29 protein-coding genes are annotated in these 24356 nt (G+C 67.6%); 15 read left to right on the top strand and 14 right to left on the bottom strand.

What is annotated here, in order from left to right:
• Positions 1-2: 2 nt before the first annotated feature.
• The 5 genes from KZI27_RS00975 (at position 3) to KZI27_RS00955 (ending at position 5673) form a co-directional block, all read left to right on the top strand.
• The gene (locus KZI27_RS00975; protein WP_222657552.1) at positions 3-506 is read left to right on the top strand and encodes a hypothetical protein; all 504 of its coding nucleotides are present in this window, start codon (positions 3-5) and stop codon (positions 504-506) included.
• Between the two features lie 124 nt (positions 507-630).
• Positions 631-2187, top strand: a complete 1557-nt coding sequence (locus tag KZI27_RS00970; RefSeq protein ID WP_222657551.1) for a hypothetical protein — start codon at positions 631-633, stop codon at positions 2185-2187.
• Between the two features lie 13 nt (positions 2188-2200).
• Positions 2201-3898, top strand: a complete 1698-nt coding sequence (locus tag KZI27_RS00965) for a type IV secretory system conjugative DNA transfer family protein (RefSeq protein ID WP_222657600.1) — start codon at positions 2201-2203, stop codon at positions 3896-3898.
• Entirely contained in the window at positions 3895-4413 is a 519-nt protein-coding gene (locus tag KZI27_RS00960) for a hypothetical protein (protein WP_222657599.1), read from the top strand. Before KZI27_RS00965 ends, KZI27_RS00960 begins: the two co-directional genes overlap by 4 nt.
• A 102-nt stretch (positions 4414-4515) precedes the next feature.
• Positions 4516-5673 carry a hypothetical protein gene (locus KZI27_RS00955; RefSeq protein WP_222657598.1) on the top strand — a complete coding sequence of 386 codons (1158 nt, stop codon included), beginning with the start codon at positions 4516-4518 and terminating at the stop codon, positions 5671-5673.
• Positions 5674-5718: 45 nt separating this feature from the next.
• Here the strand turns inward: KZI27_RS00955 and mobF are convergent, their stop codons facing one another.
• Positions 5719-9504: a MobF family relaxase gene (gene mobF / locus KZI27_RS00950; protein ID WP_222657597.1), complete on the bottom strand. Its 3786-nt coding sequence runs from the start codon at positions 9502-9504 to the stop codon at positions 5719-5721.
• 365 nt (positions 9505-9869) lie between these two features.
• Here mobF and KZI27_RS00945 point away from each other — a divergent pair, with 365 nt between their 5' ends.
• On the top strand, positions 9870-10325 hold the full coding sequence (locus KZI27_RS00945) for a hypothetical protein (RefSeq protein WP_222657596.1): 456 nt from the start codon (positions 9870-9872) through the stop codon (positions 10323-10325).
• Positions 10326-10359: 34 nt separating this feature from the next.
• The gene (locus KZI27_RS00940; RefSeq protein WP_222657595.1) at positions 10360-10563 is read left to right on the top strand and encodes a hypothetical protein; all 204 of its coding nucleotides are present in this window, start codon (positions 10360-10362) and stop codon (positions 10561-10563) included.
• 22 nt (positions 10564-10585) lie between these two features.
• Here the strand turns inward: KZI27_RS00940 and KZI27_RS00935 are convergent, their stop codons facing one another.
• Complete coding sequence (locus KZI27_RS00935) at positions 10586-11086, bottom strand: hypothetical protein (RefSeq protein ID WP_222657594.1); 501 nt, start codon at positions 11084-11086, stop codon at positions 10586-10588.
• Between the two features lie 29 nt (positions 11087-11115).
• Between KZI27_RS00935 and KZI27_RS00930 the strand changes: the two genes are divergently transcribed.
• Positions 11116-11508, top strand: coding sequence for a hypothetical protein (locus KZI27_RS00930; RefSeq protein WP_222657593.1), 393 nt, complete (start codon positions 11116-11118; stop codon positions 11506-11508).
• Between the two features lie 5 nt (positions 11509-11513).
• Here the strand turns inward: KZI27_RS00930 and KZI27_RS00925 are convergent, their stop codons facing one another.
• From KZI27_RS00925 to KZI27_RS00900, 6 genes are all read right to left on the bottom strand, one after another.
• A complete protein-coding gene (locus KZI27_RS00925; protein ID WP_222657592.1) occupies positions 11514-12338 on the bottom strand; it encodes a Fic/DOC family protein in 825 nt (274 codons plus the stop codon).
• Positions 12339-12341: 3 nt separating this feature from the next.
• Positions 12342-12545, bottom strand: coding sequence for a hypothetical protein (locus tag KZI27_RS00920; RefSeq protein WP_222657591.1), 204 nt, complete (start codon positions 12543-12545; stop codon positions 12342-12344).
• Positions 12546-12639: 94 nt separating this feature from the next.
• Entirely contained in the window at positions 12640-12924 is a 285-nt protein-coding gene (locus KZI27_RS00915) for a hypothetical protein (RefSeq protein WP_222657590.1), read from the bottom strand.
• Positions 12925-13461 (bottom strand): hypothetical protein, encoded by a 537-nt coding sequence (locus tag KZI27_RS00910; protein WP_222657589.1) that lies wholly within the window; start codon positions 13459-13461, stop codon positions 12925-12927.
• Between the two features lie 79 nt (positions 13462-13540).
• On the bottom strand, positions 13541-13984 hold the full coding sequence (locus KZI27_RS00905) for a hypothetical protein (protein ID WP_222657588.1): 444 nt from the start codon (positions 13982-13984) through the stop codon (positions 13541-13543).
• Entirely contained in the window at positions 13984-14172 is a 189-nt protein-coding gene (locus KZI27_RS00900; protein WP_222657587.1) for a hypothetical protein, read from the bottom strand. The genes KZI27_RS00905 and KZI27_RS00900 overlap by 1 nt, the downstream gene beginning before the upstream one ends.
• Positions 14173-14429: 257 nt before the next feature.
• Between KZI27_RS00900 and KZI27_RS00895 the strand changes: the two genes are divergently transcribed.
• The 3 genes from KZI27_RS00895 (at position 14430) to KZI27_RS00885 (ending at position 18210) form a co-directional block, all read left to right on the top strand.
• Positions 14430-14870 (top strand): hypothetical protein, encoded by a 441-nt coding sequence (locus KZI27_RS00895; RefSeq protein ID WP_222657586.1) that lies wholly within the window; start codon positions 14430-14432, stop codon positions 14868-14870.
• A 423-nt stretch (positions 14871-15293) separates the two neighbouring features.
• Positions 15294-16247, top strand: coding sequence for a manganese catalase family protein (locus KZI27_RS00890; RefSeq protein WP_222657585.1), 954 nt, complete (start codon positions 15294-15296; stop codon positions 16245-16247).
• A gap of 196 nt (positions 16248-16443) precedes the next feature.
• The gene (locus KZI27_RS00885) at positions 16444-18210 is read left to right on the top strand and encodes a hypothetical protein (protein ID WP_222657584.1); all 1767 of its coding nucleotides are present in this window, start codon (positions 16444-16446) and stop codon (positions 18208-18210) included.
• A gap of 542 nt (positions 18211-18752) precedes the next feature.
• On the opposite strand, the gene KZI27_RS00880 is transcribed toward KZI27_RS00885, so the two are convergent.
• Both KZI27_RS00880 and KZI27_RS00875 read right to left on the bottom strand, forming a co-directional pair.
• A complete protein-coding gene (locus KZI27_RS00880; protein WP_222657583.1) occupies positions 18753-19376 on the bottom strand; it encodes a hypothetical protein in 624 nt (207 codons plus the stop codon).
• A gap of 28 nt (positions 19377-19404) precedes the next feature.
• Positions 19405-19974, bottom strand: coding sequence for a recombinase family protein (locus tag KZI27_RS00875; protein WP_222657582.1), 570 nt, complete (start codon positions 19972-19974; stop codon positions 19405-19407).
• A 491-nt stretch (positions 19975-20465) separates the two neighbouring features.
• On the opposite strand from KZI27_RS00875, the gene KZI27_RS00870 reads away from it, so the two are divergent.
• Positions 20466-21065 carry a hypothetical protein gene (locus tag KZI27_RS00870; RefSeq protein ID WP_222657581.1) on the top strand — a complete coding sequence of 200 codons (600 nt, stop codon included), beginning with the start codon at positions 20466-20468 and terminating at the stop codon, positions 21063-21065.
• 22 nt (positions 21066-21087) lie between these two features.
• A complete protein-coding gene (locus KZI27_RS00865) occupies positions 21088-21345 on the top strand; it encodes a hypothetical protein (RefSeq protein WP_222657580.1) in 258 nt (85 codons plus the stop codon).
• 185 nt (positions 21346-21530) lie between these two features.
• Here the strand turns inward: KZI27_RS00865 and KZI27_RS00860 are convergent, their stop codons facing one another.
• Positions 21531-21683, bottom strand: a complete 153-nt coding sequence (locus KZI27_RS00860) for a hypothetical protein (RefSeq protein WP_222657579.1) — start codon at positions 21681-21683, stop codon at positions 21531-21533.
• Positions 21684-21730: 47 nt separating this feature from the next.
• Here KZI27_RS00860 and KZI27_RS00855 point away from each other — a divergent pair, with 47 nt between their 5' ends.
• Both KZI27_RS00855 and KZI27_RS00850 read left to right on the top strand, forming a co-directional pair.
• On the top strand, positions 21731-21874 hold the full coding sequence (locus KZI27_RS00855; RefSeq protein WP_222657578.1) for a hypothetical protein: 144 nt from the start codon (positions 21731-21733) through the stop codon (positions 21872-21874).
• 22 nt (positions 21875-21896) lie between these two features.
• Positions 21897-22091 carry a hypothetical protein gene (locus KZI27_RS00850; RefSeq protein WP_222657577.1) on the top strand — a complete coding sequence of 65 codons (195 nt, stop codon included), beginning with the start codon at positions 21897-21899 and terminating at the stop codon, positions 22089-22091.
• Positions 22092-22177: 86 nt separating this feature from the next.
• Here KZI27_RS00850 and KZI27_RS00845 read toward each other — a convergent pair whose 3' ends face one another.
• The 3 genes from KZI27_RS00845 to KZI27_RS00835 are packed head-to-tail and all read right to left on the bottom strand — an operon-like array spanning position 22178 to position 24338.
• Positions 22178-23026, bottom strand: a complete 849-nt coding sequence (locus KZI27_RS00845) for a TetR/AcrR family transcriptional regulator (protein ID WP_222657576.1) — start codon at positions 23024-23026, stop codon at positions 22178-22180.
• Positions 23026-23415 carry a ParB family protein gene (locus KZI27_RS00840; RefSeq protein ID WP_222657575.1) on the bottom strand — a complete coding sequence of 130 codons (390 nt, stop codon included), beginning with the start codon at positions 23413-23415 and terminating at the stop codon, positions 23026-23028. The genes KZI27_RS00845 and KZI27_RS00840 overlap by 1 nt, the downstream gene beginning before the upstream one ends.
• The gene (locus KZI27_RS00835; protein WP_261783855.1) at positions 23412-24338 is read right to left on the bottom strand and encodes a ParA family protein; all 927 of its coding nucleotides are present in this window, start codon (positions 24336-24338) and stop codon (positions 23412-23414) included. Before KZI27_RS00835 ends, KZI27_RS00840 begins: the two co-directional genes overlap by 4 nt.
• Positions 24339-24356 lie beyond the last annotated feature (18 nt).

Raw genomic sequence — 24356 nt, 5'->3', positions numbered from 1 at the left:
CCATGCCCGTCAAGACGATCTGGCCCGTGGAATACACGTGCGGGCACATCGAGAACCGCGACCTGTCCGACAAGCCCGCCGGCAAGCGGGCCGCATCCGCGAAGTGGTTCGGTGAGCACCTCGTGTGCGGCCGCTGCTTCAAGCAGCAGAACGGCACCGGCGAGTCCTACGCCGACCGCGACGCCCGCCACAAGGGGGAAGCGAAGCAGATCCGTGAGGACGCCGAACGTGACGGCCTGCCGCTGGATCTCGTCGGCACGGAAAAGCAGGTGCCGTGGGCGCTGCGGATCCGCGCGGAGCTGATCCGCGGCGCGTACGAAACGCTCGTCCAGGAGGGCGAGCTCAGCGACGCGGAGTTCGAGGAGCAGGTCCTCGCCTTGGCGCGGCCGCTCGACCAAGCCCGCTGGTGGATCGACAACAAGGACGCCGACGCGGCGGACCTCCCGGAGCTCCTCGCTGACCCGGGCACCATCGACGCCGGCGCCTCGACGGAGAACGTCGCATGAGCGTGTCCACGGCCTCCGCTCCCGGCGTGACCGTGCCGATGACGACTGGTTGGCACGAGCCCGCCGACACCGACGGCGGCGCAGCCGCGTCCGCCCACTGAAGCAGCACGGAAGGACACGGATCATGGCTGAAGACAGCATCAACGCCGACGCGGTGACACGAGCGGCCGCTGCGGTGGCCCAGGCACCGGAGGTCGATTGGGTCGCGTTCGCGCGCACGGGCGCCGAACTCGCCCGCCGTGCGCTGGAGGCGTTCCTGACGCGGGAAGGTCTGACGGGGACGAGCTGGGACCCCGAGGCCGGCGAACTCGTTCCGAGCAGAACCATCGATACGGAAACGCTGCACACGCTCGGGGAGCACGAGCGCCGAACCGGGCAGCTCCAGGCGATCGCGAGGATGGCGGACCGATACGCGGAGGCAGTCGCGGCAGGGGCCGACGACGTCGACGAGTGGCGGGCGGACGTCATCGGCGCTGTCCAGGACTACGGCCTCACCGGCACTCTCGTCGACCCTCGTGGGCCGTTGGAGGCGACCCAGCTCACCCCAACTGCCCGCATGGACCAGGCGTACCTCGCCGACGCCGCACGGGAGCGCATCGCCGAGACCGGAGGCACACGGACCGAGACAATCGACGTGGCGTTGTATCGGTTCGCTGACCGCCCATCCGTCGACGTTGGGCAGCGTGCGCCTCAGCTCGACCCGTCGCGGATCGCCGCGCAGATCCAGAGCGGTGCCCGGGCGGACCTGTGGGATGAATCGGACTGGCCGGATCGGGAAAGCGGTGAGGAGCTGGCGCCGTTTGTGAGCGTCGCGCTGCGTCGGCCGGTGCAGGAGACGATCGAGTCCCGGCGGTTCGTGGAGGTCCTCAGCTACGAGATCGCGGAGGCCCGGACGGTCGGCGAGGAGCTGCCCGAGGTGACTGCCGCGAACCGTGCCGAGGCGCTGCGTCTGGCACCGCAGGTGTGGGACGCCCTGGTGGACCGCGGCGAGCAGTTGCCGCCTCAGCCGGAGTGGTGGCGGGCCGAGCGCGAGCAGCTGCGGGTGGAGTCGCCGACGCTGCAGGCGCGGATGGAGCAGGCGTACCTCGACGGGTACGACGAGCGGATCCGGACCGGCCTCGCCTATGACGATGCGGACGAGGCGGGGAAGGAGCGGGTGGGCGCGGAAGTGCTCACCGCGAAGGTCCTCGCCTGCGACGAGCTCGGCAGGCTGACGCGGACCCTCGACGCTGAATTGCCCGGGATGGAGCGGTTCTACGAGGAGGGCGTCGCGGATCAACCGCTGACCGCGGCCGCGGACGCCGCCCTCGAGCGCAGCGCGAACCTCGCCGGCCGCTGGGCGGGGCTCGATGCCGGCGCGGACGACCTGATCGCGAGCATCGACAGCCGCACGCTCGAGGTGACGCACGCACCGTCGGTATACGCCGGCGACCCACGCGACGCCCTTTTCAACTACCTGGACCCGGACGCGCAGCGCGCCCAACGCGCGCTGCCGCAGATCGAGCGGGACAACACGATGCGCGCAGCCCGCGCCGTGACCGCGTCAGCACCCGCTCAGGACCGCGCGGGGCTGTTCGAGCGGCTGCGGGAACGCCGCGACGAACGGCGCGTCCAGACGGCGTCTCTGACCGATCCAGGCCGCCAGAGGACCGCGCCGCAGCAGGCGCAGACCATCAAGTGAACGGGAGCCGACGATGACGGATACGAGTACTTCGAACCGGTTCCGCGAGGAGTGGCCACTCTGGCTGCTGATCGCGCTCCTGGCGGCCACCGCGCAAGCGTCGCTGGCGACCACGGCGACGGGCATCGGCCCGTTCGACGTGTTCCTGAGCCTCATGGTGCTGATCCGACTGGTGTTCCAGTCCGGTCCTCCTACCGGGATCACACTGCCCACCGGGACGGCGTTCATCACGTGGTGGATCGTCTATGCCGCGATCGCAGCGGTGCTGTGGGTTGGTGTGTGGTTGCTGGTGCGGAAGCTGTTCGGCGCGAAGAAGCAACACGGGCTCAGCACTGGCCGCGCGATCAGGAAGCGCGTTGGCACCGGCAAGCTGCTGGTCGGGATGACGCCGTTCGCGTACCTCGGGCGGACGCCGATCATCGCCCGCGCCGAGGACACCGCCCTGGTGGTCGCGCCGCCGCGCATGGGGAAGACCGCGCGCATCGCGATCAAGCGGATTACGGACGCGCCGGCCGCGTGCGTGGTGACCGGCACCAAGCCGGACGTGCTCCGCACCACGGCGAAGATCCGGGCCGGGAAGGGCACCGTCCACGTGTTCGACCCGGAAGGGGTGTCGATGTGGCCCGACACGACGTCGTGGGACATCGTCGCCGGCTGTCAGGACGAGGAAGAGGCCACCGCCAGGGCGAAGGCGATCGTGAACGCCCGCCCGCTCAAGGGTGGCGGGAACAGCGAGTTCTTCACCGAATCCGCCGACACCGTGCTCCGCTGCCTCCTGCACGCCGCGGCGCTCAGTGGCCGGAACATGCGCGACGTGCTTGCGTGGACCCGGGACTTCAACGATGACACCCCATATGAGATCCTCACCACCCACCCGGAGGCGATGGAGGGCTGGGTCGATGACCTGCGGAAGTTCTGCCGCGCGAAGGCTGAGGAGACCGTCGCCAGCACCGACATGACCCTGGGCCTGGCGCTGAAGGCGTTCGGCACCCGGTCCGTGCTGAACGCCGTGTGCCCGCGGCCGGGCGCACAGACGTTCGACCCGGCCCGGTTCTGGTCGACCACGGACACGATCTACCTCCTGACCCAGTCCGGTGAGACGTCGATATGCGCGCCGGTCATCACCGCGTTGGTCGCGTCGATTGAGCGTGCGGCGCGGAAGCAGTCCACCCGGACTGTGGAGGGACGGCTGGACCCACCGATGACGCTCGTGCTCGACGAGGTCGCGAACGTGGCGCCGATCCCGTCGTTGCCGTCGCTGATGACAGACGGAGGCGGCCGCGGGATCCTGCCGTGGGTGATCGCGCAGACCCGCGACCAGCTCCGCCAGCGGTGGGGCAAGGAAGGCGCCGGAACGATCATCGAATCGGCAACCGCGCTGATCGTTCTCGGCGGCAGCAAGGACGCCGACTTCGCCGAGGACATGTCCCGGCTGATCGGCGACCGCCTCGTCGAACGGCAGTCGTCGACCAGGTCCGGCAGCGGCCTGTCCGATACGACGTCGTGGACGCAGGAGCGGATCCTGCCGGCGTCAGAGATCCGGCAGATTCCGGAGGGGCAAGGGCTGCTGTTCTACCGGGAGCTCGCCGCCTCGGTGGTGCGTCTGCCGGGATGGTGGGAGACCGACGCGAAGAAGTCATGCACGGACTCCATCCAGTGGACGCTGCAGCGTGAGGGCTTGGTCCCGTCGCCGGCGGAGGCTGCAGCATGAAGCCGGCGGAAGAACGGCTCGACGAGCTCGAGGGGAAGGTCGAGTTTCTCGGCGAACTCCTCGAGGGACAACCCGACGGACCGTGGACCTGGCGGACGCTCCGCGGAGCGAACCGCTCGGACCTCTGGGCGGAACTGCACGAGTTCGTCGGCTGGCTGCAGGAGAGGTACCTGCGCTTCCTCGGCAGCGAGGTGTACCCGCTACCCCCGACCTGGTTCGAAAGCCCCGTCGCCGTGGAACTGCTCACCGCGCTCATGGTCGCGCATCGCGCGGCGTACAGCGCCGCGCAGGTCGAGCCATCGTTCGCGCTCGTGGAGTGGCACGAACGGTGCCTGTTCCCCACGCTTGAGCGACTGCGCGACGTGAAGGTGTTCCACAACAACGCAGTCCGCACCCCGTCCCGCAGCGTCGGCACCGACGACCAAGGGTTCGCGGCATTCCTCGACGAGGGCCTTCGAACGCACGTGGAATCACCCCTGGAGGACGACGAACCCGTCGCAGCAATCGCAGAGTGAACGGCTCTGAGGGGCGTGGCCCGGTCGGCATTGCTGACCGGGCCACACCCCTATCGGCCGGAGGTAGACGATACGTTCTGCAACGAGAGCGAAAGGGGCAGCGTGACCCATCACCTGAATGCTGTGGCCGGAGGGCTGTTCATCGATCTGATGTTGGTGGCGGCGACGGCACACGTGATCGCATCGGCTGTGCGGAGCTACCGGGACAAAGACTTCCGCCAGATCACCTGGAAGAGCCGGCGTGCTGCGCGACGAACGGCCGCAGTCATCGTGGCGTTCCTGATCGCGAACACCAGCTTGGGACTGGTGCCCGACTGGGTGACGCAACCGTGGGACCAGGGCTGGGCGCTGCATTGGCAACGCACTCCCGGGGATTGGATCCTCTTCACCCTCTGCCTCGTCCTACTCGCTGGAGGTTTGCTGCTGCTCGCGGTCGGCGGCCCCTGGGAGTCGGCGGTGCTGAAGTGGTGGCGAAAGCGGCAAGCTGAGGAGCGCGATCAGGAAGCGATCGTGGCGAAGCTGGTGGAGGAAATCCCGGACCTGTCACCGAAAACAGTCCGACAAGTGCTGCGGGCCGGCGATGGGATGAGCTTGGCGACGATCAAGCTGCTGCAGCTGCACGCCGCCGGCAAGCCCGTCGCACTAGCTGCCACCCGGCGCGGGCGCGCCCGGCAGCTACAGCGCGTGCAGGTGCATGAGCCGGATCTCCTAGGTCAGTACCTGCCGGACTCGACGTTCAGGAAAACGGCCTTGCACGAGGCCGGCCATGCCGTCGCGTACACGGTGCTCGGGCAGCGTGCGTTCTACATCCTGGTGCGCCGGCCTGGAGATGCCGTCACCGGTGCTCCCGAGACCGGGTACACGCTCGCTCCAGCACATGAGTCGGAACAAGGCACGTGGCGCGACCTGGTCGTCTCGGTCGCCGGACAGGTGGCAGAGAACTACCAGCGGAGTAGGTACCTCTCCTCGGGCAGCCTCAACGACTGGTTTTACGCGGCTCGGAGCGCGCAACTGCTCTACCTGCACGGCGCCGAGATCAACGGCAGCAGTCCCGAGGATGGGCCGGCCGGGTGGATCACAGAAGCGCACGCGACCGCCACTCAGATCGTGGAGGCCAATTGGGAAACGGTCACCGCGATCGCCGACACCCTCGAGCGCAACGAGAACGACGGGCGCGCCGTGATGGGTCCGGTGGAGCTCGCAGAGCTGCTCCGAAACGTGGTGAATGTCGACAGCGACCAGGTGACCCGCGCGGACTAGATTCCGGCGGCAGGACACACCACGGCGGGTAGCCGTCCGGCTGCGTTACTGGTGCGGGCCGCGCCGGTCCGGGCCGTCGGCAGCAGGCGGATCGCTCTTCGACGGAAGCGTTGATGCCTGCTGCCGGCGGGCCTTGAGCCGGTCGAACACGTCTCCGTTGGCAGCATCGGGTCGGTTGCCGCCGCGACGGAGGCGAAGCCGATCGATGGACGACTCCTTCCGGTCGGCGGCCTGCTCCCGGAGCACGGACGACTTGTGGGTGGCGACGACCCGGGCGTGGAGATCGCGCCCGACGGGGTGGTCTCGCAGCGACCTCGGAACGGCGTCGACCTGGTCAAACTCGATGTTGTGTCGGGAGCGGAACGTGTCGACCTCGCCGGCGAGACGCACCCATGCCTCACGGAGTTCCGGGTCCTCCGGGACTGCACCGAGCTTGGACGCCCACGCGGGCTGTTCGGCAGCGACCTGGTGGCCGCGCTCGAGGAGCCGGGTCTCGATGTAGTCGTAGCGGCTCTGCAGCTCTGTGCGCCACTCCGGGTCGATGCCGGGAGCGTGCAGGGACCGCCGATCTGCGATCCACGTCGGGACGGGTGCGACGTCGTCCGTGGGGTGCTCGGCAGCCCACGCAGCGGTGGCGTCCTTGATCCGGCCGGCGAGGGCGGCCGGGACGTTCTCCACCTGCTCGAGCGGCTTGTCCGTCCAGGCCTGGTAGAGCACGTCGGCGGGCTCGAGGCCGGCGCTCTCCGCCTGGCGGAGGGATGCCTTGGTGACAGCCCAGGTGGACTCGCCGGTGATGGCGGCTGCGGCGACGTCGCCGAGCGCGGTCTCGGCGGCGGCCGCGAACCGGCGGTCGTCGAGCTGCTGCACCAGGTCGGCGTACTCGTCCGCGAGGCGGGTGACCTGTCCGGCTTCCTGCTGGGCGATGCGGAGCTGCTCGTGGGCGGTGAGGTTCGGGTCGACGTTGGCGGCGATCTTCGCGAGGACGTCGCGCATGTCCTGGCCGGGCTCGGTGATGACGGCGAACGTGTTCCGGTGGCGGCCGCGGGTGCCGCCGACGTAGGCGGCGTTCCTGCTGGTGTTCTTGTCGGCCATCTGCCACATGGTGTCGCCGGTGTTGCCCTGCTCGCCGTGGGTGGTGCGGGCGTAGCCGAGCTGCGTGTGGTCCTTGACGTACTCGGCGGGAAGGCGCAGCTTCCCGCCGTGGCCAGCGTGTACGACGTCGAGGGAACCGTCGTCGTGGACTCGTTTCACGGTCCACCGGTCGCCGTTCTTCACGAACTCCCGGCCGCGGTGCATGCGCTGCTTGTAGTCGTTCTTCCGGGTGACGATCCGGTCGCCGACGTGCGCGTCGAAGCCGTCCATGAGGGCCGCGCCGCGGGGTCCGTGGACCTCGCCGGTGGTGAACCGGTACGCCTGGGCACGGGCGTTGAGCTCGGCGATCTGCGCACGGGTGGGTGCGGCCATCAGGGCATCGAGGCCCTGGTCGATGTCCTGCTGCCAGCCGTTGAAGATGTAGTCGGCCATCTTGTCCGCGTCACCGCCGACGACACGGCCGTTGGCAAGGTGCCATGCCCACGGGTCCTTCACCGTGGGGTCGCGCAGGAGCAGGGTCGCCGCGGCTTCGTCGGGGTTGCTGAACCGGTGGAGCTCGTCGAGGTAGGTCGCGCCGACCTCGTGCTCGAGCAGGCGCAGCATGCCGCCGGAGGCAACCGCGTCGAGCTGCTTGTCGTCACCGATGAAGCGCACGTGCGCACCGGTGAGCTCCGCGATGCGGACGACCTTGGCGAGGTTCACGGTGCCGGCCATGCCGGCTTCGTCGACCACGATCACGTCCCCGCGACGGAGGTCGATGTCACCCGTGATCGACTTCGCCTCGAGCAGCTGCTCAAGGTCACTGCCGAAGAGGAACTTGTCGAGGGTCACGGCCTTGATGCCGACAGCGTCGGACATGACCGCGGCCGCCGCGGCGGACGGGGTCAGCCCGATCATGCGCCCACCCTCCGCTTCAATCGCACGGGCGGCGACCTTCAACGCGGTCGTCTTCCCGGTGCCGGCGGGCCCGACCCCGACCATGACGCGCACCGGGTCACACGCGAACGCGGCGGCGAGAGCGGCTTGGCCGGCGTCCAGATGGGCGCCGTGCTCCGCCTTCGCAGCGGAGAACGTCTCCGCGCGCACGGGGCCGAGGGTTCGGTCCTTCGCGGCGTCGAGGATGATCCGCTCGGCGTCGAACACGGCCTGCGAGGAGAACACCACGGCGCCCTTGGACACGTACGGCGACGAGCCGTCGCGCATCGCGACCGGCTGGAACGTGCCGTGCGCCGGCGGAGGCGTGAGCCGGATGGAGTGGCCGTCGATGACGGTCTTCGTGATGAGGTCCGCGCCAGTCTTGGTGTTCAGGCCGGGCATGCCGCGGTGTTCGTTCACCCACTGCTCGGCGGCGATCTGGACGTTGTTGACGCCCCACGTGGATCGATCCTCGGACACCTTCGCGAGGATCGTCCGTGCGGCGTCCTCCGGGTCAAACGGAGTGTCCAGGTCAGAGCCGAGCCCCCGGCCGAGGAGCACGCCGACGTCGAGCTCACGGCGTGGTGTGTTGGGGCGGGCGGCGTCGAACCAGGTCTTCGCGACCTCTGCGATGGGGCGGATGTGTTCCTTCTTCGGCCGCGTCGCGAGCACCGCTTGCTGGGCGATCTTCCGCCTCGTGGCACGGTCGGGGGAGCGTCCGTGGTCACGTCGGTAGTCCCGCTCGAGCTCAGCGGCGACCTTCCGAGAGTCACGGGAACGGGTCGACGATTCGGCGATCAGGTCATCGCTGACACCGGCAAGCTCGACCACTGGCGGGTCCCCGGCGCGAAGCACACGGGCGCGGGTGGTGGCGCCGGTGAGTTCGCAGACGTAGTCCATGACGGCACGATTGTGGATCGCCGCGGCGGCCATCGCCTGCCGGTGCAGCAGCTTCGAATCCAGCGTCCGCCACTTCCCGTCCGAGCCGAGGACACGGTTCGCGACGACCACGTGATCGTGGAGCTGCGGGTCCCCGGAGCGGGAGTCGTGGTGGCGGAACTTCGTCGCAATCAGGCCGCCCTCGACGTCCAGCTGACGGACCCCGTTCACGCCGGCGCGAGTCGCGATCGCGTTCTCCTCGAGCCACGCGATCGAGTCCGCAATGGCACGTTCCTGCGCCTGCTCGATCAGCCGAGCTGTCGCGTGGTCGTCCTGAGCAATGGCCGCAGCCCACGCGATCGACACAGACTTCGGCGGCGAGAACGTGAGGTCGATCCCCGACACGGTGTTGCGGTCCGACCGGGTCGCGGCGGTGATGAACTTCCCAAGTTCCTCCCCGTCCACCGGCGGCCGGCCGTTCGCCTCACGGAACGCCTGCGCACCGACAGCAGTCCGCAACTGCGCACGTTCCGACGCGTCCGGCTCGCGGTGGCGGGTGCGCTCGAAGCGGTCCTCGGCCTCCTTCATCGCCGCTGCGAGCTTCGTCGACGACGCCGACATGCGGTGCGGCGCCCGCCCGAGCCGGGCCTCCTTCTCCGCGTCCTCGTAGCTCTTCCCGGCCTCCATCGACGCGGCGATCATCGCTTCCGCGTTCGGGTGCAGTCCCTCACCGAAGAGCGCCTTCATCTGCTCCTCGGTCACCTCACCCGACATGCCGAGGAGGCCGATCCCACCGCCGACCCACTGCCCCGGAGGGTTCCCCTCGACGGTGTAGTAGTCGCCGATCTCCCGCCCCTGCGCACGCCGCACGTCGCCGGTCGCGACCTCCGACGTGTAGTACGTGTACCCGTCGCCGGTGGACAGCACGTGCAGGCTCATCGTCATCAGCAGACCCCCAGAGCGGGACGGTCTGCGGCGGCGAACATGCGGCAAGGGTACCCCACTCATTCGTAATGCCAATGGTGTGACAGCTAGTGGACCGAAGGGTGAGGGGAACTGGCACGCGAGCTATAGTGAGCGCGGATGCTGGTTGAGACCACGAAGACCAGATGCTTCGACGACTGAGGAACGAAGGATGTCGTTGCATCTGGTTGGGAGTGCGTCGAGGACAGCATCCGAGCCAGAGCCGGACACGGCTGTGGCTCGGATGAACACGGCCCGGCTCGCCCGGTCCGTTCCCGACCGCCCCGCGGTCGGGTTTGTAACCGTTAGGTCGCATGGGCGGCCAAGCACGATCGGGAGGGATCGACATGGCAGAGAACCGGAAGTCAGCAACGCAGGCCGCCGCCCGGAAGGCCGCACGTGAGCGCGCCGCGGAACGAGCGGCGGAGTCCCGCCGTCGGCAGGACCAGCTCGAGGAGCTCGCCGCTTCATACTTCGTCGCCGTCGACGCCGTTGAGGGCATCGAGGCGGACGCAGAAGAGCGCATCGCCGCGATCCGCGCAGAGACCGAGCGGAAGGTCGCAGCGTCCCGTGCGGAGGCGGCCGGCATCGTCGGCCGGATGCTCGACACGAAGGTCTCTCGCGACGAGGTCGCAGCACGCCTCGGGATCCCGCTCAAGGACGTCAAGCGTGTGAAGCGCGCCGCGGACGCTGACGCTCAGCCCACCCAGGCGGGCACCACCGGCGAGCAGCGGAACGACAGCCAGTCAGGTGACGTCGACGAGCACGCTGACATCCACTACGACGAGCACGCGGCCGCGTGATCCCGTCCCACCGCCGGGCCGCGTAGGTCCCGTCATGGCCGCCCGTTCAGCGTTCATCGTCAGCTGCGATGCGTTCGGCTGTGATCGGGTCATCATCCCGGTCGCGGTCGCCGACGACAACAGCAGCCGCGCCGAGGCGCGCACCTTCGCACGCGAGCACGGGTGGACGACCGCGGACACGTCCCGCAGCTACACCGACCTGTGTCCGGCCCACACGGAAACACCTGGCATCACTTAGCCGACGCTGTTCGGCGGACACCTCACCAGAGCGTTGGGGTGTCCGGTTGGATCCCCGTCTTGTGCGCTGCGATCGCAGCGGGATCCCACCCGTGATCGCGGAACGCCTCCCGGAGCTCACGCGACAACCGCACACGCTCGGCACGCGCGAGCCCGGCGGTACGAATCGCGGTGGACCCGTTCCGGTGCCGACCACGCTGCACCCGTTCGAGCATGTTCCCCCGGTGCGATCCCGTGGCCAGGTGCGACCGGGCTTCGTCGACGTCGACGTGCACACACAGCGGCACGTCGCACGCGTGCAGCAGTAACACGTCGGGCAGGAGCGCGACACCGGTCAGGTGCTCGTACAGCCACCGCTGCGGGCGCATCGCGCGTTGCCCGCCGTCCGGTTGCGGCACCCAGAACCGGCCGTACCCGTCGTCACCGATCGCGCCGGTCCAAATCCAACAGTCCGTCGGCGCCGGCCCCTGCACCACGTGCGACCAGAACCGCTCCGGAGCGGTCGACGTCGCGGCGCTGTTCATCTGTCGGCCCTTCCTGCGAGGATCAGCCCATGCGATTCGTACTGGGGGCATGGATCAACCGACGGTACACACGGCTGCCGTCGAGCATCGTGCTCGGACTCCTGCCCGGCATCTTCTTCATCTACCTCGCGACCCGCGCGGCCGCCAGTGCCGACTGGTTCGCCTTCACCGCCGCGATCGTGTTCGTGATGGTGCAGGCTCTCGCGTACCCGCTGGCCCGGGAGAGCTACTTCCGAGTCACCCAACCGATGCGCGAGGGCATGGGCGGGTGGTTCCTGTCGGGTCCGCTCGCACTGCTGGTGCTGCTCGTCCGGTTCAACGTGTACGTCTACCTGTGGGTCCTGGCGATCCCCGTCGGCATCGCCGGGTTCTGCTACCTCGCACTCACGGAGCGTGCCGGCAACGGCTGGCGGCTGGTCTAGCCGTCTCACCGCTGGGGTCCACGCTGTGGGCCGCTACGGCCATCGTCAGTGCTGAACCCGCCGGGACGGAACTGGTCCCGCCGGCGTGCACGTTGTTCGTCGACGCGCTGCTGCAGCCGTTCGATGCTCGAGCCTCCCGGTCGCTTCGGTGGCCGCACGTCACGCCGAGTGACTGCCTGGTTCAGTACCTCGGCGAGACGGTCGGAGCGACCGGTGGCCTGATTGTAGAAGCGGGCAGCGACGAACGCGTCGCGCAGCGGAGCGCCGACGTGGAACTGGCCGGCGTCGAGGCGGTAGCCGGCGTTGTCGGTGAGCTCGGAGAAGAACACGAACTGCGCCCGGGTGTTGCCCTCCCGGAACGCGTGAATCGTGTTCAGCTCCCCCCAGTGCTCTGCGAGACGTTCCACAAACTGCTCCCGCGGAAGCCCGGTGAGGTGCTGCTCCCGCTCGAGGAGCCGGTACTGGTGCTCGGCCGCCGACGAGATGCCCGGCCCCGGGTAGTAGCCATATGCCACCGTCGGGGCGGCCGGGTCACCGAGGGCGTAGTTGACGACGTCGGGGCCGTCCTTCGTCATCCGGGTGTCCGGTCCGACGCGCTCCTGCCCGGCCCACTCGTAGACGTCTTGGAAGATCCGCCGGTGGATCTCCTTCATGTGGTCGTAGTCGAACCCGCCACGCACTGGATCCTCGGCGAGCTCGACGAGTCGCACCTGCGCGGCGAACTCCTCACGCGCTGCGAGGTCCGCGGCGTCGGTGGCACCGAGCTTGTTCCGGAGAACAGTCGTGCCCGGGATGAAGTAGTCATCCCAGGCACGGAAGGTGGTTGGCACGGCTCAGCGTGCGTCGAGGTGCGCCATCCCGGCAGCGATCGCAGCTTCGGCCGTCATGGTCCCCTCGGCGACGCGGCGGCTGTACTCGCGGAGGATCGGGTCGGTGACCTGGTGGCCTGCGGCGCCGAGGGCAGCGTCAGCGAAGTCCACACGGCGGTCTACTTCAGCCGGGGACACCTGTCCGGTGCGCGGTGTCGTGATGCTCATAGTCGCGGTCCTCCTGCGATCAATTCTACCGCCGCATCTAGGCGGCCGTCAGAGTTCTGCCGATTGGGACCCAACAGCCGCTGGACGCCGGCGCTCACTTCTGCCGCTTCCGGTTTCTGCGGACCACGTACACAGCGGTGGCCACAGGCAGCAGGAACGCAACCGCGCCCGACACCGACCGGCCGACGTCGCCGTGCATGGCGCCATCGACGATCAGGAACACCTGACCTATCGCGAACAACCCAAGCCCGATGAACACTGCACGCCACGGCTCACGCCCGCGCGGAATGCGCCCATCGGCGTCCGTCGCACGGCGAGCACCGACGATGATCGTCGCAACGCCGCCGGCGAGGAACAGCACCCACAGCCAGGTCAACATCTACTCCCCCAACCCCGGGACGGGGAACTCGGGGACGTGGATGAAGCCCGCCAACGCCAAGTAGACGAAGGTCGCGGAGACCATCAGGCAGAGGCAGAGACCGAAGACAGTCACGCCCGACATCGACGAGTCCTGCGGGATGCCGCCGGTGGCACGTTCCCACCGGGTGAACATGGTGCGTGCCGCGGCGATCGCAGCACGAGCATCGTCGTCGAGGTCGTCCCGGCGTGCGAGCTGGCGGCCGTAGGTCTCCAGCTGCAGGAAGAAGAACCCGGGCATGGCGTGCTTGCGGGTCGCGGCGGCGTACTCGTCGCGGAGGATCTGCACTCGCATGTCCGCCGGCAGTGCCCCGCACAGGGCAAGGGCTGCACGCACCCGGTACCCGTTACCCGGCCGCGACGCGAGCGCCAAGACCTCTACCGGCGGGACGGCGGAGTCGAGGATCCCGGCCGCGCGGTCATCTTCCTGATCGGAGTGCAGCAACGCCACGACGTCGTCGACGGTGCGTGTGCGCTCGTGTCGTTTGAGCCAAGCCATGACTCATCCTTTCGATCGTGCAGTGCCGGAACAACCGGCCTCATGAGTAGCAGACGGGACAGACACCGCTCCGTCCAGCTCAGGCGCTGGCGTACTGGGGGAACATCCGGTCCATCGTCGCTTCGTGGCGCGCGGCGCGGTCATCCTCGCCGCGGGCGCGGGCGATCTCCGCGAACGTAGAACGGTCCGGCTCGGCCGGGGCGGGTCGGCGGCACATCTCGGCGTAGTACCGGTCAGCGTCGTGCTCGGCCTGCTCGAGGCGGGCCCGCAACTCGAGGACCTCGGCCATGAGCGCTGGGGCGGCCATCTGGAACCCGACCATGTAGCCGGCCTCGTAGACCTGCCGCTGCTCGTCGGTGAGTTCCCACTCGCGAACGCTCTCGGTCGGGTCGGCGCATGCCTGGTCGATCGCGCGGAAGGCTGCGACGGTGTCGCCGGCGTAGAGCTCGTCGACGGCATCGCGGGTCGGCTGCTGGACGACGTCGGGACGGACGGTGGTCGGACGTTCGAGCGTCATCGTCATCACGCAGCCTTCCCCGTCTCGATGAGCGCAGCGACGGCGTCGATCTTGTCGGGGCGGAACCCGCTCCAGGACCCGGTGTCGGTGTCGGTGTCGGTGTCGGTGTCGGTGTCGGTGTCGGTGTCGGTGTCGGTGTCGGTGTCGGTGTCGGTGTCGGTGTCGGTGTCGGTGACGACGATGGGGGCGTTCATGCCGAGGGTGGTGACATCACCGGCGGGCAGGGCTGCGAGTTCAACGACGGCTACCACGCCTGGGACCGCCCGCAGCTGTCCGCCTGGTCCGCGGTGCAGTTCCTGCTGCAGCACACCGACCTCACCCCGACCCGCGTCCGCAGTTAGACGGGCAGGCCGCGCCGCCGATAACGACGGCGGCGCGGCCCTTTTTCCCACGGGAGCACCCGCTGACCAAGGCGGGTACCCACACCGCAGCCTAGAGAAGAGCACCCCTCATGCACATCACCTATGAACGGCCCACGACCATCGGCGAGCAGATCGACCCGGGAGCACCCGCCGCGGACCTCGACCCGACCGGCGCCGAGTGTGCCGCGACGACGTACGACGTCGGTGGCCTCGAATGGCGCTGCACCCGTCGTCCCGGCCACACCGATGACGAGCACCGCGCCGCGTTCGACGTGCACGGCGGCGGACCCACCGGCGAAGTGGCGTTCGCGTGGCAGTACGAGTGGGGCGGCGCCGGCCACGGCCCGTCCTCCACCGCGCCCATGACCACGGTCACCGTCACGGTCTCGTTCCCGTCGACGGCGTGGACGAACGAGCAGCTGCCCGACGCGATCGCCGACGAGATCCGCTCCGCGTTCTGGGAGTGCGACCACGACGACATCACCGTGGCCACCACCGCGACTAGCACCACGCACCCCGCCACGAGCTGACCCGCCGGGGCGGTAGCGGTCGGCGAGATGGTAAAAGCGCCGGTGCGACACAGTTGGGGAATGCGCAGCCCGCTATTCCTCATGGCTTCCGGTGATTGCATTACCGGTTCAATGCTCCTGGGGATTCCCAGCCCTCCCGCTGTTGTCGATGCCCCAGCCGCACGTTCGTAAACGTCATGCCCTGGTGCCAAACAATGCACATGCATATCAGGTGCGGCATGTTGGACCGGCGCGATGCAGAACAGCACCAGCACGAGAACTCAGGCGACGGTGTGGGCCGACGCGGTCGTCGTGCGGTGGCATGTGCGTATGCCGGCGGGAGTGAGCTGCAGGGTTTGCTGGGAGTCTGCGTTCTGAACGAAGTGGCGAAGAGCAAGGTAGGGGGCGATGGCAGGGTGTCATCGCTGACATTGAGGAGGACCTATGTACTTCCACGCACAGACCTGGATCAACGAGATCGCCGACGGCGAGCCCGACCCCGCCGCCGCCAACGCCCTGCAGGAGGGACTCGGCGGCCAGTTCGGCGAGATGCGCACGATGATGCAGTACCTGTTCCAGGCGATGAACTTCCGGGGTCCGGCGGCGAAGCCCTACCGTGACCTCATCCAGGGTGTCGGGACCGAGGAGATCAGTCACGTCGAGCTCATCGGCACCACGATCTCCCGCCTGCTCGACGGCTCGCCCGAGTACACCGGCAAGCTCACCGACCCGCTGGACAAGCCCGGTGCGAAGGGTGCGACGCCGCTCAACATCGCGCTCGACACGAGCAACATCCACCACTACCTGGTCGGTGCGCAGGGTGCCCTGCCCGTCGATGCGGCCGGCAACCCGTGGAGTGGCAGCTACGTCTACAACTCCGGCAACCTGCCGCTCGACCTGCTCTACAACCTGATGCTCGAGTCCACCGGCCGGCTGCAGAAGTGCCGGATCTACGAGATGACCGACAACCCGACCGCGCGCAGCACGATCGCGTACCTGATCGTCCGCGACCAGGCGCACGAGAACGCCTACGCGAAGGCGCTCGAGACCCTCGGCGTCGACTGGAAGACCCTGCTGCCGATCCCGAAGACGAACGCCGAGCGCTTCCCCGAGGTGAAGGAACTCGTCGACCTCGGACTGCAGAGCAAGCAGTACAGCTTCGATCTCGACGGGGCGTCCGAGGCGGGCAAGATCTTCCGTGGAGCGTCTCCGTCGAAGGACGGCACCGACCTGTCCGCTACCGAGCAGGCCCCCGCCGGCGTGCCGTCGTTCATCGCTCCGGAGCGACTCGAGGAGTTCGCACCGGGGCTCGACGCCGACCTGCTCGCCCTCATCCAGCAGACCGCCGAGCTCGAGCTCGACCAGGCGGAGACACCGCTCTACGGACCCACCAAGTAGACGCGAAGCTTGAAGACGCGACACCGGGCGAAGATGCTCACACTGTCCTCCTAGTGTCTCGTGCAGGGCGGGTATCTGTGCGCAGACAGTACTTGTCCCCTTTGTCCCGACTGTCCGAGCGCGGCAACGGGTCTACGGTCTGTCCCGTGCGGCAACGACGCCGCACGATGACGAATCGAGCATCATGCAACGACGGATGAAGCGAATCCTCGCGCTCGCCCTGAGCGTCGGTGTCGTGGGGGCACTGGCTCCGGCGATCTCGGCCCAGGCAGTCGCCACGAGCGACACCCCGGACTTCGGCAGCAACGTGAAGATCTACGACCCCACGGTGCCGGCGTCGACCATCCAGGCCGACGTCGACGCGGCGTTCACCAGCCAACTCCGCAGCACGACGGCGCAGTTCGGCACGCAGCGGCACGTCTTCCTGTTCAAGCCCGGCAACTACGGCCGGGTCTGGGCGAACCTCGGCTTCTACACGTCGGTCGCCGGGCTCGGCAAGAACCCCGACGACGTCACGATCAACGGCGCGGTCAACGTCGACTCCGGGTGGAACGCCGGCGACGAGAAGAACGCGACGCAGAACTTCTGGCGGTCGGTCGAGAACGTGGCGATCGTCCCCGAAGGCGGCACCGACCGGTGGGCGGTGTCCCAGGCCGCGCCGATGCGTCGGGTGCACATCAAGGGGAACCTGACGATGGGGCCGTCCAACCAGGACGGCGGCCAGGGGTACTCGTCGGGCGGCTACATCGCCGACACCAAGGTCGACGGCACGGTGACCTCCGGGTCGCAGCAGCAGTGGTACACCCGGAACTCCACGATCGGCTCGTGGCAGGGCGGCAACTGGAACATGACGTTCTCAGGGGTGAACGGCGCCCCGGCGAACGACTTCTCGAAGAGCTACACCACGCTCGCCACGACCCCGACGACGCGGGAGAAGCCGTACCTGTACGTCGACTCGTCGAACAAGTACCACGTGTTCGTCCCGTCGCTGCGGCAGAACTCGAGCGGTGTCACGTGGCCGAACACCGGCGGCACCGACATCCCGATGCGGAACTTCTACGTCGCCCACCCGGGCGACTCGGCGGCGACCATCAACAGCGCGCTGGCCCAGGGGCTGAACCTGTTCTTCACACCGGGCACCTACCAGCTCGACGCGGCGATCAACGTCACCCGCGCGGACACCGTCGTGACGGGCATCGGCTTCCCGACGCTCGTGCCGACCAAGGGCAACGCCGTCCTGACCTCGACCGACGTCGCGGGGGTGAACGTCTCGAACCTCGTGGTCGATGCGGGCACGCAGAACAGCGCGCAGTTGGTCCGCCTCGGCGCGTCCGGGTCGCACGTCGACCACGCCGGCGACCCGCAGAGCATCCAGGACGTCTTCTTCCGCGTCGGATCGAGCGTGCAGGGCAAGGCGACGACCACCCTGCAGGTGAACGCCGACGACACGCTCATCGACCACATCTGGGCCTGGCGGGCCGACCACGGCGGCGCGCCGACGGGCTGGAACGTCAACACCGGCGCGACCGGCGTCGAGGTGAACGGCAACGACGTGCTCGCCACCGGGCTCTTCGTCGAGCACTACCAGAAGTACGAAGTGCTCTGGAACGGTGAGAACGGCAGGACGATCTTCTTCCAGAACGAGATGCCGTACGACGTCCCCGACAACGCATCCTGGCAGAGCCCGACCGGCGCGGGCTACGCCGCCTACAAGGTGACGTCCTCGGTCACGAAGCACGAGATCTGGGGCGGCGGCGTCTACGCCTTATTCAAAACAAACCCGTCCGTGCACGCCGACCGGGCGTTCGAGGTCCCGCAGACCGCCGGCGTCCGCGCCCAGGGGCTCGTCACGGTCTCGCTCGGCGACACGGGCACCATCTCGAGCATCATCAACGGGGTCGGCGGCGCGGTTCCCACACCGGCGGGCAACACCGCACCAAACCGACTCGCGTCGTACAACTGAGGAAGACACCGATGGGAACTGGGGATCGCCCGGCTCCCATCGTGCACGGATCATCAACCGCGGCCGAGTGGGCGCGGAAGCGACCCGAGAAGGCCGGACATGTGGCATCCGCTGACGACGCAGCCCCACCGACGACGAGCCACTGAGGCCACCGAGAACGCCGAAGCGGACACGGCTACCGAGTAGCTGCACCCGCGTGGGGGCCGCAGTCAGCAGGCCCCCACGCCGTCTCACCTCGGCCCGCGGGTGTCCCATCGGGTCGTCCTGGTGTCCGTGGGCCGCGCCGCACCCTCCGGGCACGGCGGCAAGAGGCTCCGCTGAAATTCGCCCCCTTCCCGACCTCGGCGCTGCTCGACGGAGCTTGCACCGCGACGACACCGCAGAGCGGCGCCGCGATCAACACCGCTCAAGAGCAGATGAGGTCGGCTACCGCACGCACTGCAGACGCCTGCAGACGTCGTCGAGATCCCCGGTGCGACTAGTCAAGCTCGGTTGCACGGATTTGTTCACGCTTCTTGACACACCCGTGGGGGACGCTGCGGTCAGCTCGCGCCCCGGGTGGCCTTCTGGCTTGGCCACGCAGCAGCCCGCTTGCCCTGTACGTCCCAGTAGGAGTCCTGCACGCCGGCAACGTCGGCGACGAACGACACGATGCAGTCCGCTGCCTCGCCGACTCGTGGTTCGTCGTCCTCGCACACGATGGTCGTCTGCGTCCCGTACGACTCGTCCATCGTGTGGGTCGTGTCTCCGGGGCCCGGAGAGAAAAAGACACTGACAGCCTCCGGGATTGGGCCGCCGAAACCGCCATCCTTTACGTGCGCGACGAACAGCGGGCTCGTCATCTGGACGGTGCGCCCGTTGTACGCGGTCAGCGTCGGAGGGCCGGTGACCGCGACGGTGTACTGCTGGGATGGAGCTCCGACCGGCTGGTCAAAGCTCGCGTCACCCCAGTCCCATGTGCCGTCCGTAACGCCTGTCCAGATCTCAGGAGACGTCGGGGTGCTCGAGGGGCGAGGCACCGGAGTGCTCGGGCGCGACGAAGTTGGCACGGACGGTACCGCCGTGTCGAGGCTCTGACTGGAGCAAGCAGCCAGAGCCAGCACGAACGCTGCCGCGATCCCGATCACACCAACACGCTCCACACGCCCGACGATTTTCGTCACCATCGCCTCAGCGTAGGAGACCGGCTGCGCCTCACTCCGGAGCACCCGCTGCGCGGATGTACGCGTAGACCGTCTCCCGGCTGACGCCGTACTCCCTCGCCAACACCGTCTTCGGAACGCCGGCACCGGCGCGACCGATCAACTCCGCGATCTGCACTGCACCAAGCGATCGCGCCCTACCGCGGTACACGCCACGCTGCTTCGCCAACGCGATCCCCTCGCGTTGGCGTTCTCGGATCAGCTCGCGTTCGAACTCCGCGAACGCACCCATCATGTTCAGCAGCAGGTTCGCCATCGCGCTGTCCTCCCCCGTGAAGGCCAGCTGCTCCTTGACGAACTCCACCCGGACCTTCTTATCCGTCAGCCGGCGCACGAGCCGGCGGAGATCTTCGAGGTTCCGCGCGAGCCGGTCCATCGAGTGCACCAACACCGTGTCACCGTCACGGACGAACCCGATCATCGCCTCGAGCTGCGGACGGTCCACGTCCTTCCCCGACGCCTTGTCCTCGAACACCCGATCCAGCGCGACGCCGTCGAGCTGACGGACTGTGCTCTGATCCAACGTGCTCACCCGCACGTACCCGACCCGCTGACCCGACACGACGCCTCCGACCCCTATTTGTCCAGTTGGAGTCTAAGACCTCCGAGAGCAGGTGTCAGACAAACCGAAATAAGACCCTAATCGGACACTTTTCCGACGTCACGTCTGACGCCCAGTTGGGGTGTACCCCAACCGTGCACACTGCCCCAGCAAGCGGCAACCACCTCAAGATCGATCTTCTACAGCAACACGCGAACATAAATACATCCCTAAGCGGATGCGAACTTCGTGTGAATATGCATTGTTTTCGATCACTATGCCGGGCGGCTACGTTTCCCCTGAGCGATAACATTCGCTCAGAATGGGGAGAAATGCGCACTCAACGTGGAACACTCGTCACTCGGCTCGCGGCCGGAACCATTGCGGTTGCACTTGCCGTCGGTCTCGGGGTCAGCAACGCATCAGCCGCGTCCGCTGCGAGCTCATCGCCAATCATCGATGGCTACGTAACCGTGAACGCAGTAACGGTCAATAGCGACCAATCAGTCAGCGTGACCTACACTAAGAAAAAGACAGTTCCAAGCCAGGCGAACCTGGCGATTGCGTGGTACCTGCCAAAAGCATCACGCGACAATACGGCACACCAGAAGAAGTACATCTCTGGCGGCAAGGGGAAAACGACCGTCAAGTTCACTGGCGTGCCTACAAACATCATGCCGGTACGCGTCGCATTCACCCTCAACGTGCCCCAGAATTACGAGACGCACAACTACTACCGCCTCGTCGCGCCGGGTTCACACACGAACACCATCACCGTGACGAAGAAGCTCCTTGCCGCGAACGTCATCGCCTCCAAGGTCCCGGCGGTCGTACTGTCGTTCGCTCCCTCATCGCGTGTCCTCAAGATCGTTGGCCGCACAGCGCTCGGCTGGGGCATCTACAGCTCGTTCGCGGACGCGTTCGACCTGGGCAAGAAGGGGTGCCCTGCGATGAAGGTGGGACAAGTCATCCAGCAGACCAGCTCTACCTCCTTGAGCGGCACGACCGCTAAGGCGAACCTGAACACGAAGATCTGGTCTAGCGCGACTGCCAAGAAGCAGGACAAGACGCCCCTGTGTAACGTCAACTCAACCCTCGCTAGCTACAGCTGAGAAAAATCGGTATACTTAGTCCATGACCAAAACGCCGGAGCATTCCGCCATCAGCCGCATCATCGGTGCAGTGTTCGGCGTCATTGGCCTGGCTATATGGTGGACACTAGTTATGTCACTTGTTGATTCACTATCCGGCTCTCAACTCGCAACCCTCGGCGGAAACAAGGCGTTCCTCATTCTTGGAGCGGCGGCGGGGATCGGATTTGTTTTCACTTTCGGATTCGCAGCGATGTGGGCCTGGGAATTTGCAAGTAGTCGGCGTAATCCCAGAGCATAATCCGGAGACAAGTGGGCGGGTCGCCTCTGATGAGGTTCACCCGTCCACTTGTTTTTCTACGCGCTCCCCTCCGCTCGCCGACACCACAACGCTAATGGGTCGAACCGCTTTATTAAGCGGGAGCCGAGGCGGGGATACCTGGGAGCGGGGTACCGCCATCCGCTCTGCTCAGTCGCGTCAGGGGATCAGCGCTGATCCCCTGTGCCGTACTGCTGTCCCCACTTTTCGCGGATCGCCGCTTCCACCACGTTCTGGATCGTTCCCTCGCCGTCGTCGACCGCGGCGTCGATCAGGTCCTGTACATCGAGTGCGCGGCGGGTGCTGAACGGGACCGTCACCTCACGCCGAGGGCAACCACGGCGCGGTGCCGGCGGAGCGCTGCTCGTTGGCAACGGCACCGGCCGTCGCCAGGTCGACCGAGATCCAACAGCACGAAGCGTCCGGGCCGAACTACGACGCCACGCTGGCGGCGTACCGGCAGCCGATCCCCGGCGGGTGGATCAGCCTGGGCATCACGGTCGACGCCTGACGCCGGCGAGAGACGAGACGGCATGACAATCCACCCCGCGATCGTGCTCACCTGCGATGGCCACCAGTGCGGCGAAAAGCTCGCCCTGATCGGCACCAACGCGGTCAGCTACCACGGCGCCCGCGGCCATACGGAATCGTACGGGTGGGACTGCTCAACAGACGACGTCGACTGGCGCCCCACCTATCGCGCAGCGCAAGCAGCACTCGACTCCTAGCCGCCGCTCCGGGTCCAGGCGCAGGCAGCCCTGCCACTTGACGTTCCACGGCCCAGTTTAGGAGGAACGGCATGAACGGCCCGGGGTCACCTCCTCGTCGCGACGAGTGAGCTGGGTTCAGTTAGCGTGCGGACCGCGCGGTTGAACGCTGCAACGGCTGGTTCGGCCGGGGCGAGGGCCGCGTGCGCCGCTAGGCCGGCAGCGGCGAGCTCGAGCTGTATCGCCGCAGCTTCGGGCTCATCGATGCTGGCGGCAGCGAACAGAGAAGTGAACCACTTCCGCTCCCAGGTGTGGTGGTCGCTGACGACCTGACGCACGGGGTGCTCAGGGTCCGGGAACTCGGCCGCGGCGAGCATCAGAGCGTCACCGCGGAACCCTGGGGTGCGAACGGCGACGACGAAGACCCCGGCGGCTGCCTCAATGGTGTCCAGTGGTGTGCTCGCGCATGACGCGGCGTCGAGCAGCGCTTCTACCCGGCGGCGGTGCTGGAAGTGGGCGTAGGTCGCCTCCAGCCAGAAGCGGCCGGCGAAATACTTGTAGAACGTGGCCTTGGTCACGGACGCTTTCGAGATGATCTGGTCGACGCCAACGGCACGGATCCCGTGCGTGTAGAACAGCAGTTCCACGGTCTCCAAGAGCCGACGCTCCGCGGCGGGGATGTCTCGGAGCAGCGGGTCGGTCGAGGGTGGGGGCTTCGGTCGCCGGGTGTCTCGGCGGAGTGCAGTAGCAAGCTCACCGGAGCTGAGGCCGGCCACGTCGCTAAGCGTCTCGGCCGGGTGGACCTCGGCGGCTCGACGGAGCGCCGCGTCGCGCGCATCCACGTGCAATCGCTTGGTGTTGCCGTTGGCGGCCTCGCGCGCCGCCTCGGAGTGAGCTGTGACGACGCGCAACAGCATCGGCGAGAGCTCCGGCGCCGATGCAGCTTCGTCCAACATCAGATGCTCCGTCCGGGCGAGAGTCGGCGGTCGTCGCCGGGGTAGGGGCGTCCCTCGTTGTACACCCCTTCTCTTCTTCGTACCTCCGCCAAGATTGCGCCTTCGAGGAAGGCAGACCACGAGTCGTCCTGCTCGATGTACCGGGTCGCGCGGAAGACTGCTTTCGCTCGCGCTCGGACAGCGCGGCGCATGTAGAACGTGACGGACACCGTGGTGTCGTCGACGTCGGCTCGCTCCGTTGCGGGAACCGCCGGAGGTTTCGCAGACGAGTTGGCGGCCTCATCGTCCGGAGCCGGAGGCCGGTTTCGCGCTATCAGCCGAGAGACGTCTGGTGTGCTGGTGCCGCGGGGGGCGAGGCCCGTCACCTTCCGCTCGGGTGTCTCGGTCATGCGTCGGCTCCTTCGTGTTCGGACTGACTGATGCGCTCTACCAGCGCCGTGGTGAGGGCGTGCAGGTCATCGGCAACAGACGAGGCGGTCTGTGGGGCGAGTACCTGCGCCTCTGCGGTGCCACGGCGGATCTCGTACCACTTCGGCCCGTCCTGGACCTGCGCGTCGAGCTCGTGCACCAGGAGGCCCCGCTCGCGGGTCGCCTGAGCCGTGGCCTCCGAGTGCCGCACCGTCGGCTCAAAGACGATGTCCTCCTCGGAGTTGAGCATCTCCGCGACAAGACCACGTGCTCGGCGCTCCACATTGGTGGATCCCGAACCGACCGCGGTGAGGACAACGCCGAGGAGATCGAGCGTTGGATTGATGTCGAGGACAGCATCCAAGCGGGCTGCGACCGCGGATAGTCCTTTCCGACTCGACTTGTCCGTCTTCACCGGCACCAGCGCCCACCGGGCAGCCGCGACAGCGGCCGTCTGCAGCATCTCGTCACCCGGCGGGCAGTCCAGCAGGATCATGTCGTAGTCGCTCGCTATAGAGGCCAGCACGTTCGCTAGCGCGAGCTTTGCCCCGTTCGGGTCCTTGTTCGCTCGCGCAGCAAGGCCGGCCGTGGCCTGATCCAGTGCGCTTCCACCGACCAGGACGTCGAGCCCCGGGCGCACGTCGCGCACCGGCTGAGCGACACCACCGAACAACAGAGTCTGCGCCAGTGAGCGTCCGTCATCGTCCCGAGCGTCACCCGTGTAGCCGAAGTCCTCCGCAAGGTTGCCTTGCGGGTCGAGGTCGACCGCAAGAACGCGGTACCCGCTTGCGGCGAGCAGCCCCGAGATGTTGGCGACCAGGGTGGTCTTCAACACTCCCCCCTTGCCGTTGATGCAAACGATGACTCGGTCGAGCGACGAGCGCTCTTCGTCTGTCAGTTTCACGATGCCTCCTACTTCCAT

Source organism: Curtobacterium sp. TC1 (assembly GCF_019844075.1).
In the GTDB taxonomy this organism is placed as follows: Bacteria; Actinomycetota; Actinomycetes; order Actinomycetales; family Microbacteriaceae; genus Curtobacterium.
Note: the sequence above shows the minus strand (reverse complement) of the source record. Positions and strands in the feature narration are given on the sequence as shown.